The organism is Companilactobacillus musae, from assembly GCF_003967595.1.
GTDB classification, from domain to species: domain Bacteria; phylum Bacillota; class Bacilli; order Lactobacillales; family Lactobacillaceae; genus Companilactobacillus; species Companilactobacillus musae.
Genome location: NZ_BIFW01000001.1, coordinates 638867 through 652030, shown reverse-complemented (window position 1 = coordinate 652030; position 13164 = coordinate 638867). Strand labels below are relative to the sequence as shown.

Here is a 13164-nt window from a genome sequence, read left to right as displayed (position 1 = left end):
TATGAACATTTACGATAGCGCCAATCAACTTGAACAAGATTTAAGAAAGACAACAGAAGTTTCTGAATTAAAACTTGCTTTTGAAGCTGTTAAGGCTAATGATTTGGCTTACAAGCTTTTTGATAAAGTTCAAAACAAACAATTTGAACTTCAACAAAAGCAAATGCAAGGTCAAGAAATTACAGATGACGATATTAAAGCAATGCGCGAATTAACAGATCAACTTTCAAATTACAGTGAAATCCAAAACTTAATGGAAAAAGAGCAAAAGATGAATTCTATGATGGATGAATTGAACAAAATCATTTCAAAGCCTATCGCAGAAATTTATCAAGATAAATAACAAGGACTTAGGGCTTAAGTAATTTGCTCAAGTCCTTTTCTTTTACAGGGGAGTTTAGAATGAAGTTTTTGCATGCAGCAGATTTACATTTAGATACGCCTTTTGTCGGTATTAGCAACTTTTCAAAGGAACTTCAAAAAAAATTACGTGCTTCAACCTATCAGGCAGCTCAAAAAGTTTTTGAAACGGCGTTGAAAGAACAAGTCGATTTCGTCATTTTGGCAGGAGATATTTTTGATGACACTGATAGTTCGCTTAAAGCACAGATGTTTTTAAAAGAAGAATTTGAAAAGCTGGCGACCGCTAATATTAAGGTTTATTTGATTTACGGTAATCATGATTATTATCGTAATAATTTTGCTGTGGTTAAATTCCCTGAAAATGTTTTTGTGTTTGGTCAAGATGTTACTACGAAACAATTTGTTGCTAACGATGGACAGAGAATAGGTATTACAGGGTTCAGCTATCATCAACAACATATCAATCAAGCGGTAGTTAAAGAGTATCCTCAAAGAGGTGATTTTGATTATCAGATTGGTATTTTGCACGCAGGCGTTGGTGATGATAATTATGCACCGTTTCAAGTTAGTGACTTATTGCAGAAAGGGTATGATTATTGGGCTTTAGGGCATATTCATAAACGTGAGATTTTGCATGAGAATCCTGCCATAGTTTATCCTGGAGATATCCAAGGTCGTAATCAAAATGAAACTACTCCTAAAGGTTTTTATTTAGTTTCAGTAGATCACCAGACAACACAATTAAAGTTCATTAAAAGCAGTATCTATACGTGGGATAAAGTCATCTTGAAGGTTAATGCTGATGAAACAATTGATTCGTTGATCGCTAAGATCACAGATTCTTTGAATATGACAGATACATTGGTAACTTTGACGATTGATAATGCTCAAAATTTAAATGAAGAAGTTCTAAAGACTATAAAAAGAAACGAAGTACTACAACATTTCAATAATATTAAAACGCCAAGTCTTCTTTACAAAATAAACTTAAAATTCAACGATAATCCACAGTTGTCCCAGATTGATCAGAAATATTGGGACCAAGCTAAAGATTCAGTGCTTGATTTGGATAAAATCAAAGATTTGGATCATAAATTATATGCTTCCACTATTATTCGTGATCATATCAATGAACCAGATTTTTTAAAGAAGATAACGGAATTGACGAGAAATACAATTAATCAAAAATATACTGGAGAATAATCGTGAAATTAGTTAAAGCAAATATATACGGTTTTGGCAAATGGGTCGACCAAAAGTTTAACTTTGAACAAGATTATCAAGTGATTTTTGGTTTTAATGAAGCTGGTAAAACGACACTTTTGAATTTTATTCAAAGTATTCTTTTTGGTTTTGCTTCAGCTCGAGGCGATAATAAATATTTGCAATATAAACCAAAAAATAGTGGCAGTTATGGTGGCGAGTTAGTTTTTAAAGCGGATGATAGTAGTCTGTGGACGATTAGGAGAATTGAAGGAAAAGGTGATGGTGACGTTACACTTTTTCACGATGATCAACAGGTTCCTATCAAGTTGTTGTCAGAAATAATTGGCAATTTTTCAAAAGACGATTTTGAAAATACACATGTTTTTGATGATAAAAGTATCTTGTCGATTTATAGCTTAGATGAGAACAAATTGGAAACTGAAGTTATGTCAATTGGGGCTGTCGGCAGCAAAGAGTGGTTAGAAACTGCCGAGCATTTGAATCATGATGCGGAAGATATTTATAAGCAACGTGGTCAAAAACAACCATTGGTCGTTAATTTAAAGAAATATGATGATTTAGTAGATGAAAAATCTGAAATTGAGAATCAAGAATTAGCTTATCAGCGAGTTAAAGAAGAGCTGGATCAAACTCAAGTCGAATTTGATGATAACGAAAAGTATTTGAAAAAGGTCAGTGAAACTGAAAACAACTTACGTAATTTGGATAAGAAGTGGTCTCGTTACGAGCAATTGCAACAGAATAAGAATCCTAATGGTGTTGAGAATCGAATTAGCGATGATGATTGGGAAAAAGTTTTAAAAGCTAATCAAGAGTTAAGCACGTTGAAGGAAACTTCCACCCCAAACAAGATTGCTGATTTAGATAATGTTGAAAAAAATATTCTCAATAATTATCGTCAAAATCAAACACGTTTGGACTATATTCGTAATCAGAAATTTGAATTACAGAATTTACAATTTCATCGCGATGATATGAATTCTAAATTATTGAAAGTCGATACTCAGGTTGATCAGTTGTTCAAAAATCATCCTGAATTATCGGAAAAAATGTTACCTTTGACTAGTGATGAAATAGACCAATTAGCTTCACAACAGAGTAAAAATAATATTCCTTTAATAATTTGTGGAATAGCTGTTGTCTTAGCTTTCTTATTGAATCCGTTAAGATGGCTGTTTGTAATAGTTGCCGTGGCAAGCGGTGGTTGGTACTGGTATCAAGAACGTTTGAATCGTACCAAGAATGATCTGAGTAATTATTTATTTTTACAGGAAAAGGGTTATAGTAGTTTATCCAAGGAAGCCATTTTGGGTATTCAAGGAACTGTTATTGCCTTAGATAATTTTCATCAGACTCAAAACAGTTTGATTGATGGAATTAAGTCGATTGAAGTGGATATGAACAAATGGCGCAATATATTAATCGAATTGAATGTCCTTGAGGAATCTTACAAAGACGACAACTACAATGAACAAATCGAAAAATATTTTGCCCGTTTGGATCAAATTAAGGCTAAAGCAGATTTGGCAGAACAGAATCAGGTAGAAACGCAAAAGTTAGCTGATGAACGTAGTCAGCGACTTCAAAGACTTAATCAGGAAATTTTTGCTGTTTTACAAAAATATCAAGTTGTTAATATGGATGATTTTATGAGAATGCATACACGGCAAATAGAGAATCAACGTCTGACAACTCAAATAGAGCAGGATAAAGATTTTCTAGGTACTGATTTGTCGGAATTGCAAAAATATTCTAGTCATGAAAAGTTAGCAGAAGAATTAACAGATGCCATCAATAAAAAGACTAGTTTGGCAGAAAAAAATAATGAACTAAGTCGTAAAATGGGTTCCTTGAAAGAGCAGATGCAACAGATTTTTGATAATACTCATTATCAAAGAGTGACAACCGAGTTGGCACAAGTTCAATCCGACATTATTGATAACTACGATGAATGGTTATCTAAGAAGCTTGCCAGTAATTGGATTAAAGAGATGCTTAATACAGCTACTGAAAATCGCTATCCTAAAATGCTAGAGAAGGCTACACAATATTTTTCATTATTAACGAATGGCCACTATATTCAAATTACTTTTAATAAAAGAGATTTATCAGTAACTAGTTCATCTAAAGTTCTTTTTGATGTTCATGAATTATCCAAAGCAACGACGATTCAGTTATATTTGTCGTTACGATTGGCTTTTGTCACTGAAATTTCTGATTTGATCAAGTTGCCAATTTTGATTGATGATGCTTTTGTTGATTTTGATATTTCTAGAACCGAAAACGTTTTTAAATTGATACAAGAAATCTCAAAAACTAATCAAGTCATTTACGTTACGGCGAATAAACCACAAAATATACCAGCAGATCATATATTAGAATTGGGGGAAAAAGAGATTGCCAAAACATATAATTGATTTTAATAAGGGCGATAACATGAGTTTGGAAGTTATCATTAAACGTTCAGATTTTCGATTGGCAAAGAATGGTAAGAATTTTTTATCTTTAGTATTTGAAGATAAATCAGGACAGATTCCTGGTAAGTATTGGGATGCCAGTGAAGAAGATGCTAAGAAGTTTCACGTTGGTGCAGTTGTTCAATTAGAAGGTCGACGTGATCTTTATCAAGGCAAACCCCAAGTTAACATAACTCGTTTGGGTTTGTTGGATCCTGAAACAGTTGATATGTCGCAATTCGTTCAAACTGCGCCAATGAAGCGTGTTGATATGGAGAATGAATTCGACGATGTTTTCTTACAGATTACTAACGGGGCATGGAATCGAATCGTTAGATTTTTGTTTAAAAAATATCATGATCGATTCTTTACAAGTGCAGCGGCTAAGAGTAATCACCATGATTTTCAAGGTGGCTTAGCTTTTCACACTTTGAGTATGGTAAGAATGGCAGAAGGTATTTCAGATCAATATCCACAGATAAATCGAGCTCTTTTGATAGCCGGAGCTTGCTTGCATGACTTTGGTAAGATTATTGAGTTAACAGGTAGCCTAGATATTGAATATACTTTTGAAGGAAACATGTTAGGCCATATTACAATAGTTGATGAGGAAATCGTAAAAGCGGCTCAGGAGTTAGATATAAGCCTTGAGAGCGAAGATATGATTCTTCTAAGACATATGATTCTATCGCATCATGGTTTACTAGAATATGGTTCACCTGAACGTCCTAAGCTTTTAGAAGCGGAAGTATTACATAATATTGATATGATGGATGCCTCAATCAATATGATCACTAAAGCTTTGGATAAGACTGAGAATGGTAAGTTTTCAGAACGGATTTTTGGATTGGACAATCGTTCATTTTATAAGCATAGTTAGTTTGATCAATTTTACGAAAAATAAAGCAGCATCTATTAAAAATTTCTGATGCACAGAATTTTTAATAGATGCTGCTTTTTGAGTTTTTAATTAATTTGGAAATAAAGTGGTCCAAATTAATTGTAAGTTCAAGATGATTAGAATTATGGCAATCACCCAAGAAAGATATTTGACCCAGGAACGGTTGACGAAAGGTCCCATGAGTTTTTTATCACTAGTGAATAGAATAAGGGGAATCATGGCAAATGGTAATGCTATGGATAAGAATACTTGTGAGAAAGTTAAAAGACTTTCGATCTTAGCTTCGTTACCCTTGTAGTAGATGGCAAAAGCCAAAACAGGGGTAATTGAAATTAATCGTGTCAAAAGACGCTGTGCCCAAAGGGGCATTCTCAAGTGGATGAATCCCTCCATAATCATTTGTCCAGCTAAGGTACCAGTGATGGTAGAACTTTGACCGGATGCTAGAAGAGCAATTGCAAAGAGCATACTTAACATTGGACTGGCAATTGCTCCAACGATTTTAGAATTACTTAAAGCATTGAATAGATCAACGAAACGACCCAATTCGCTATTAGTTCCATAAAATAATGCTGCACCTAAAATTAGGAGCAAACTGTTGACTACAAAAGCAATTGTTAATTGAATATTGGAATCAGCAATTGTAAAGCGGATTGTTTTTTTAACCGATGCATGGTCATGAATATCATATTTACGAGTTTGAGAAATTGAAGAACCTAAGTATAAATCATGAGGCATGACTGTGGCACCAACGATACCTAAAGCAAGATAGAGCATTGGTTGGTTAGTTAGAATTTTTGCGCGAGGAACATAACCACTCACAATACCTAAAGCGTCTGGTTTTGATAAAAATACTTCATAAGCAAAGACGAAGAGAATGACTGCTACTAAAGTAGCAACGATAGCTTCAATTTTATGGAAACCTAAACGCATTAGGAATAATAAAATTAAAACATCAAAAGCGGTAATAGTAATACCGACAATTAATGGGAAACCAAAAAGTAGCTCCAAAGCAATACCAGAACCGATGATTTCTGCAACATCAGTTGCCATAATGGCCAATTCGGTAATGATCCAGAGAATGAAACCTCCAGTTTTAGAAGTTCTTTCTCTGGTCAATTGTGCTAGATCACGACCAGTTACGATACCTAAACGGGCCGACATTGCTTGCAGTAACATGGCAATCAAACTTGATAATAGTACGACACTCAAAAGAGTGTACTTGAATTGAGCACCACCACCAATTGATGTAATCCAGTTACCAGGATCCATATAACCAACCGCAATCAATGCGCCTGGTCCCGTATAAGCTAAGAGCGTTTTGAAATAACCAGCATTATCTGGGACGTCAATTGAGCCATTGATTTCGTCTAGACTTTTGCGTTGAGTACCGGTATTTTCAACGAATTTATGCTCATGCTTTTTCTCATTTTTTCGTGTCAAAATGATTTTACCTCTTTTCGTAGTATTTTAATCCTACTTGTGAGGTTCCATTTTTTAACGGACAACAATCACCGAAACAGGAGCTCGTTTTGCTAAACGTGGACCAATTGCCCCTGCAATTTTTGAATGAGGGAATTGGGTGTCAGCTCCAGTCACTATCAGGTCGGGCTTAAAGTCTGGAATCACACGTTCTAAGATGACGTCGTCAACGTCGCCACCTTCATAGGCTAGAGGCTCAACATTTTTGAGTCCGTTATCTTCTGCCATTTGGACATATTGTTCAACAGCTTTTTTTAAAAAGTCACGTTTTTCTTTGATCTTGGAAGGCGTTAGGGAATCGAAGATATTAATGTCTTCACTTTCCATAACAGAAACGATTCCTAGTTTGGCATCATAATCGTGGGCAAGGGTAATAGCAAAACGGAAAGCACGAGTTGTTGATTCGTTGTCATCTTCGTCCACAGTTAATAAAATACGTCGATAAATCAAAGGGTCTTTGACATTTTGATAGTCCATAAAAATAATTCCTCCTCAGTTAAATTATAGTCTCATCATACCTATGTTTAGAGATAGTACAAGGGATGAAAATGATATCAAATAACGATTAAAAGAGCAGGGTATAAACGGATTATCTTTAAATGCAAATAATATTATTTCTAAAAAAAGTTTGACTGAACAAACAAATAACTAGAAACAAAATTGAGCCAAAATATTAAAGCAGTGAAATGTTACTAAGATTAATGAATAACATTCCACTTAATTATAATTATCTTTTTAGTAGATGTATCGTTTATTAAAAAAAATATCCTAATAATTTAAAGAAAATTGTTTAGATACACTAACTTTTAATAAAATAAGGTAAAAAAATAACGTTGATAAATTTATCAACGTTACTGACTAACTATTTCTTAGATGATGATGTTGATGAAACGTAACCCGCAAGGACATCTTTCAAGTCACTGTCTTTAATTGAAACATCAGCTTTCTTAAGTACCTTAGAAACTACTTTTTGCATAACAGTTGAATCTTGCATCCATGAAGCATATAGCTTAGATTTAAGTTCAGCTGTGTGATCGCTCATCTTACCCTTAGAAGGTTTCTTGATAAGCTTGATAACACTGTAACCATATTGTGTCTTAACAGGTGTATCTGAGTAGTCGCCGACTTTGTTTAGTTTGTATGCAGCTGTCTTAAAGTCAGTATCGATACTTGTACTGTCGTTATCAAAGGCAGCCATCTTACCACCCTTGTTCTTTGTGGCTGAATCAGTTGAGTATTCTTTAGCTAGTTTACTGAAGTCTTCACCATTTTGAAGTTTTGTAATAACTTCCTTAGCAGTGTCTTCCTTAGCTACAAGAATTTGTGCAACTTGAATCTTAGGTTGGTAACTCTTCCATTCCTTCTTAAGATCCTTGTTTGTAACTGTCTTGTTCTTCTTCAAAGCAACCTTTGTTAGAAGGTTAGTACGAATGTTCTTCTTGAATTGAGCAGTTGTCATACCATTTTGTTGAAGAATTTGGCTAAATGATGAACCATATTGACTCTTGTATTTATTGTATTCTTTATCAACTTGTTTTGTTGATACGTCTTTACCATATTGATCTTCAAGAGCTTTGGTAATGATCATTGTTTGAAGAGTTTGTTTACCAGATGTAGAACTCTTCATTTCCTTGTAATATTCTTCTTCGGTAATTCTGCCACCCTTAAGAGTAGCAACTGTTTTATTACCAGAACAACCGGCAACAACTGTTACCATAAATAGACCAGCAATAGCTAAGATCCATTTAGTTAATCGTTTATTCATCTTTACACATCCTTAATTAATATATCTACAATTGAAAAGACTACCATAAAATAAAGTTAATAGTTTATCATTTTAAGAAAAAATCACAAAAAATTCATAATTGGCATTAATCTTTGTTAAAGCCATCAAGGGTTTCTTGCATGTCATGAATAGAGTTCTGCAGTTCTTCTACGTCAGGTTTTATACTACTTGTATAGTTTGTTAAATCGGTTTGAATACCGGATAAAACTTCAGGAACAACAGCGGAATTCTTTTGTAGATCAACTAATATATCTTTAAAATCTTTAATATTCTGAAATATCTTGGTATCATTAACACTAGGTGTGGCGTCTTTGGATTGAAATAGTTGTAAAGCAATGCCAGAAACTGTCCCAATCATTAATCCAGCAAAAAATTTCATGTTAGTCCTCCAAGTTTTGTTTGATCTTGTCAGCACGTACTTGTAACTCTTCATTGCTTGCAAGTCCGGTGTTGTCACCCCAGTGCATTGAGAAGTCGTCATCCTTTGAATAGCGTGGAACTAAGTGAATATGTGAATGCATAACGCTTTGGTAAGCAATTTCACCGTTGTTTTGGCAGATATTCATACCAATAATCTTAGGGTTAGATGCTTTGATGGCACGAGCAATCATGGGAACTTTCTTGAAGACACGTTCAGCTAAATCTTCATCATATGCGAAGATATCTTGAACGTGCTTCTTAGGTACAACCAAAGTGTGTCCAGGAGTTACTTGGGAAATGTCAAAGAAAGCTTTGATGTCATCATCCTCGTAAATAGTAGTACTAGGGATTTCATTGTTAATTATTTTGCAAAAGATGCAATCATCCATGTAAAAATCTCCTTTCAAAAAACAGCATTATATTTACTATAATGCTATCATAATAACATTATTAAAAACAGATATAGGTGGTTTAATCCATGACTTTAGAAGTAAAAGAACTGACCGGAGGATACGGTCAAGTATCAGTTTTAAAGAAAGAAACTTTTACTGTTGAAAGTGGTCAAGTCGTAGGACTGATTGGGCTCAACGGTGCTGGTAAATCAACAACAATTAAACATATCATTGGTCTTTTGACGCCACGTGGTGGACAAATACTAATTGATGGTATTAGTTTGCACGACGATGTGGAAAAGTATCGAAAAAAGATTGCTTATGTTCCTGAAATGCCAATTCTTTATCCGGAATTAACTTTGAGAGAACATATTGATCTAACAATTATGGCGTACGATTTAGATCATGATAAGACTTGGGAAAATGCTAATAAGTTGTTAAAGACATTTCGTCTAAATAATAAGTTAGATTGGTTTCCACAGAATTTTTCTAAAGGTATGAAGCAAAAAGTAATGATTGTTTGTGCTTTCATGACCGATGCAAGTTTATTTATCATTGATGAACCGTTTACTGGTTTAGATCCACTAGCAGTCAATGATTTGCTGAATATTGTTGAAGAAAAGAAACAAGCTGGTTGTTCAGTTTTGATGTCAACTCACGTGTTAGCTACTGTTCAAAACCATGCGGATAAGTTCGTGTTGATCAACCATGGTCAAGTTAGGGCCGATGGTACTTTAGATCAACTAAAAGCAAAATTTGATATGCAAAAAGATTCTAATCTTGATGATATCTATATCAAGATGTCAAATGAGGATCTATAATGTTAAAACTTTGGAATGAAAGATTAAGAAGACATCAACTTAATCAATTCAAATATTTACGATTAATTTTTAATGATAATTTTGTATTGGCTTTTATCGTTCTAATAGGTGCTTTAGGATTTTGGTATTCAAATCTTTTAGGAACGATTCATCAACCTTTGCTTTTGGGGAAACCAATTGTGATATTACTGTTATTCTTGGCAACTCAGGTTGGTGGAATCGCTACGTTGTTGGAAGCACCTGATAGTACGTTTTTGCTGGTGAAGGAAAAAGAATTTTATCGTTACTTTAAGGCGGCTAAAAATTATAGTAGTTTTGTACCGATTGTGACATTGGCATTAGTAAATTTTTTACTATCAGCTTTTGCTTCTCGAGGTGCTGGGATGCATATTTTGGATATCGTTGTAGTCGCAATTGGTTTGATCATCTTCAAGTTGGGATTTTTGAATGTTAATTTGATGGAAATTTATGGTCGAGCTAAGTTTGGTAGTTTGAGTATGCGTTTAGTTTCTAACTTATTACTAGTTGTTGCTTTAATAGTTTCAACTTATTGGTTTAGTTGGACAATGATTATCATAGGATTAGGTTACTATTTCTTTTTAAATGCCCAAAGTAAGACTTTAGAAACAAGCGGTCAATTGGAATGGAAATATGCGATTGAAACTGAAAATCAGCGTATGTTTAGAATTAAACGATTCTACAATCTCTTTACTGATGTACCAGGTGTCAATAGTAAGATCAAACGTCGTAAGTGGCTAGATGGCTTATATAAACCAATTAAATTAGTAAACAACAATACTTACTTATATTTATTTGCACGAGGTTTTGTGAGAAATAATGAATATATTGGTTTATTCTTACGTTTGACGGTTATTCAGGCCATTATGTTGGCTTTGATTGACAATTTCTATATTTCCTTGATAGTAGAGATGCTATTTATTTATCTAGTTGGCTTCCAGTTGAAACCATATTTTAAGGAAGTTATGCAAAATTTAATGCAGCGACTATATCCAATTAGTGGTAAAACTAAGATTGCTGATTTTACAAAATTAAGTACGATTATTCTGTCGATTCAATGGATCGTCAGTGCACTAGCAATTTTTTATAAATTTGGTTTTAGTATAAATAGTTTGATCATCATTGTGGCAGGTTTAGCGGTTTTGATTTTCGTCAACTATTTCTATATGCCAAGACAATTGAAAAAATATTTAGATTAATGGAGAGAATTAATATTTATGCGATTAAGAAACAAACCTTGGGCTAAAGATATGATCAATGAAAATCTTGATTTAATCTCAATCCAACCAGAGAACATGCAAGGAAAATGGCAAGATCGTTTTGAAAAGGAACAACCTTTATTTATTGAAGTTGGTTCAGGTAAGGGCAGATTCATTACAGAATTAGCTAAACAAAATCCTCAAAATAATTATATTGCGATGGAAGTTCAAGAAGGGGCAATTGCCTTAGTACTAAAAAAGCAAGTTGAGTTAAAATTACCCAACTTGCAATTGCTATTAGCTAATGGTGCCGATTTATCAGAGTACTTTGCCGAAAATGAAATTGATGGAGTTTACTTGAACTTTTCAGATCCATGGCCTAAGACACGTCATGAAAAACGTCGTTTAACTTATAAATCATTCTTAAAACAATATCAATACATCTTAAAAGATGATGGCTATCTAGAATTTAAGACTGATAACCAGGGCTTGTTTGAATATTCACTGATTAGTATGAATAATTTTGGTATGAGGTTTGATGAAATATCATTGGATCTTCACAATAATGAAGAATTGAATCAAAATAATATTGAAACTGAATATGAAGAAAAGTTTTCAAAAAAAGGCTTCAGGATCAATTTCCTGAAAGCCCAGTTTAAAAATTAAATTGTTGTGATTATTGTACTTTTTTGATATTTAGCAATTCGCCTGTTATAGCATCGGCGATGAAGTGATATTGGGCAACATCGAATTCGTCCATTGTGGTAACTCCACCAACGATTCCCCATGTTGCACGTCCATTAACGTCGACTCTTTGATAAAATGGTTCAACCCATGAACCGATTACTTTGCTGTCTTCGCCCAAAACGGACTTAACTTTGTCAATAATTTTCTCGCTATCTAGATGGTGTTTTACTAAGACTGTAGCGGCTGCACCAGCAGCAAGTACAGAACCAGCAACGATTAATGAACCGATACCTTTTTTACTCATAAAAATCACTCCTTGATTTCGATTTACTGATATATTACCACTATTATATCTCAATCTAATACTCAAGAGCACTTAATTGACCGTTTAACAAATAAAAAGTATCTTATTGGAGAGGTGAAATAATATGAAGACATTTGAAGACTATGGCGTAAAAGATTGGCACGAAGTAACTAAAGAAGGCAAGCATATCATGTTTTGGCATGCTGACTGGTGCCCTGATTGTAAATTTATCGAACCTAAATTACCTGAACTAGAAAAAGAGTACTCTGACTTTAACTGGATCAGTTTTAACCGTGATGATAATATGGAAATTGCTCAAGAATTAGGAATTATGGGTATTCCTAGCTTTGTTGTTATTGAAAATGGCAAAGAAATTGGTAGACTAGTAAATAAAGATCGAAAAACTAAAGAAGAAGTTGAGACCTTTATTAACAGCGTAATTAACAAATAATTAATCAAGTGAGGGAAAAAACTTGCTATTAAGCTTTTATAATCCAGATGTTTTAGGGGATGTCTTGATTGTTGAAACAGCAGAAGATGTTGCAACACAAGATGTTACTCAAAAAGATAATGTAGTACGTATTTTTAACCAAGAGAATGAAGCCACAATTGGTTTTAATTTCTTTGGTTTAGGTAAAGAATTAGGTATTGAAAATGATTCTGGTCAAGTATTTCTTGACGAAAAACAAGTAGGCGTTTTAAATGATGCTCTTGCTAAGGCGGGCTTCTCTGATAAATTAGAGGCTGACAATAGTCCTAAGTTTGTTATAGGACATGTCGATGAGATTAAAGATCATCCTGATTCAGATCATTTGCATATTACTAAAACTGACGTGGGCTTGGATAAACCAGTTCAAATCGTCTGTGGTGCACCTAACATTGCTTTAGGACAATTAGTTGTTGTGGCTTTACCGGGAGCAGTAATGCCAACTGGAGCCGAAATTTGGCCTGGTGAACTACGTGGTGTTGATAGTTTTGGTATGATTTGTTCAGCACGTGAATTGGGTATTCCTAATGCTCCGCAAAAGCGTGGTATTTTAGTACTTGATAACGGTACAGCTGGTACAGCATTTGATTTTGAAGCAGCAAAGAATTTGTTCGATTAGGA

The 13164-nt window shown here is 34.0% G+C and carries 15 protein-coding genes; 9 read left to right on the top strand and 6 right to left on the bottom strand.

Features of this window, described 5'->3' with window-relative positions:
* Position 1 precedes the first annotated feature (1 nt).
* Genes LAB100_RS03225 through LAB100_RS03210 form a run of 4 tightly spaced genes read left to right on the top strand, consistent with a single transcriptional unit; the run spans position 2 to position 4926 of the window.
* On the top strand, positions 2-343 hold the full coding sequence (locus tag LAB100_RS03225; RefSeq protein ID WP_119325963.1) for a YlbF family regulator: 342 nt from the start codon (positions 2-4) through the stop codon (positions 341-343).
* A gap of 59 nt (positions 344-402) precedes the next feature.
* Complete coding sequence (locus LAB100_RS03220; RefSeq protein ID WP_119325964.1) at positions 403-1566, top strand: metallophosphoesterase; 1164 nt, start codon at positions 403-405, stop codon at positions 1564-1566.
* 2 nt (positions 1567-1568) lie between these two features.
* The gene (locus LAB100_RS03215; protein WP_162894174.1) at positions 1569-4007 is read left to right on the top strand and encodes an ATP-binding protein; all 2439 of its coding nucleotides are present in this window, start codon (positions 1569-1571) and stop codon (positions 4005-4007) included.
* A complete protein-coding gene (locus LAB100_RS03210) occupies positions 3988-4926 on the top strand; it encodes a 3'-5' exoribonuclease YhaM family protein (RefSeq protein WP_174233488.1) in 939 nt (312 codons plus the stop codon). Before LAB100_RS03215 ends, LAB100_RS03210 begins: the two co-directional genes overlap by 20 nt.
* Before the next feature lie 90 nt (positions 4927-5016).
* Here LAB100_RS03210 and LAB100_RS03205 read toward each other — a convergent pair whose 3' ends face one another.
* From LAB100_RS03205 to LAB100_RS03185, 5 genes are all read right to left on the bottom strand, one after another.
* The gene (locus tag LAB100_RS03205; protein ID WP_246001219.1) at positions 5017-6390 is read right to left on the bottom strand and encodes an Nramp family divalent metal transporter; all 1374 of its coding nucleotides are present in this window, start codon (positions 6388-6390) and stop codon (positions 5017-5019) included.
* A gap of 54 nt (positions 6391-6444) precedes the next feature.
* Entirely contained in the window at positions 6445-6906 is a 462-nt protein-coding gene (locus LAB100_RS03200; RefSeq protein WP_119325967.1) for a universal stress protein, read from the bottom strand.
* Positions 6907-7291: 385 nt separating this feature from the next.
* Positions 7292-8194: a peptidylprolyl isomerase PrsA gene (locus LAB100_RS03195; protein WP_119325968.1), complete on the bottom strand. Its 903-nt coding sequence runs from the start codon at positions 8192-8194 to the stop codon at positions 7292-7294.
* A gap of 106 nt (positions 8195-8300) precedes the next feature.
* Positions 8301-8594 (bottom strand): hypothetical protein, encoded by a 294-nt coding sequence (locus tag LAB100_RS03190; protein ID WP_119325969.1) that lies wholly within the window; start codon positions 8592-8594, stop codon positions 8301-8303.
* 1 nt (position 8595) lies between these two features.
* Entirely contained in the window at positions 8596-9024 is a 429-nt protein-coding gene (locus LAB100_RS03185; protein WP_119325970.1) for an HIT family protein, read from the bottom strand.
* A gap of 89 nt (positions 9025-9113) precedes the next feature.
* Here LAB100_RS03185 and LAB100_RS03180 point away from each other — a divergent pair, with 89 nt between their 5' ends.
* The 3 genes from LAB100_RS03180 to trmB are packed head-to-tail and all read left to right on the top strand — an operon-like array spanning position 9114 to position 11731.
* The gene (locus tag LAB100_RS03180) at positions 9114-9848 is read left to right on the top strand and encodes an ABC transporter ATP-binding protein (RefSeq protein WP_119325971.1); all 735 of its coding nucleotides are present in this window, start codon (positions 9114-9116) and stop codon (positions 9846-9848) included.
* Positions 9848-11065 carry an ABC transporter permease gene (locus LAB100_RS03175; protein ID WP_119325972.1) on the top strand — a complete coding sequence of 406 codons (1218 nt, stop codon included), beginning with the start codon at positions 9848-9850 and terminating at the stop codon, positions 11063-11065. The genes LAB100_RS03180 and LAB100_RS03175 overlap by 1 nt, the downstream gene beginning before the upstream one ends.
* A gap of 18 nt (positions 11066-11083) precedes the next feature.
* Positions 11084-11731: a tRNA (guanosine(46)-N7)-methyltransferase TrmB gene (gene trmB, locus LAB100_RS03170; RefSeq protein WP_119325973.1), complete on the top strand. Its 648-nt coding sequence runs from the start codon at positions 11084-11086 to the stop codon at positions 11729-11731.
* A 10-nt stretch (positions 11732-11741) separates the two neighbouring features.
* Here trmB and LAB100_RS03165 read toward each other — a convergent pair whose 3' ends face one another.
* Complete coding sequence (locus LAB100_RS03165) at positions 11742-12056, bottom strand: hypothetical protein (protein WP_119325974.1); 315 nt, start codon at positions 12054-12056, stop codon at positions 11742-11744.
* Between the two features lie 124 nt (positions 12057-12180).
* On the opposite strand from LAB100_RS03165, the gene LAB100_RS03160 reads away from it, so the two are divergent.
* Positions 12181-12507, top strand: coding sequence for a thioredoxin family protein (locus LAB100_RS03160; protein ID WP_119325975.1), 327 nt, complete (start codon positions 12181-12183; stop codon positions 12505-12507).
* Between the two features lie 22 nt (positions 12508-12529).
* On the top strand, positions 12530-13162 hold the full coding sequence (gene ytpR, locus LAB100_RS03155) for a YtpR family tRNA-binding protein (RefSeq protein WP_119325976.1): 633 nt from the start codon (positions 12530-12532) through the stop codon (positions 13160-13162).
* The last annotated feature ends 2 nt before the right edge of the window (positions 13163-13164 follow it).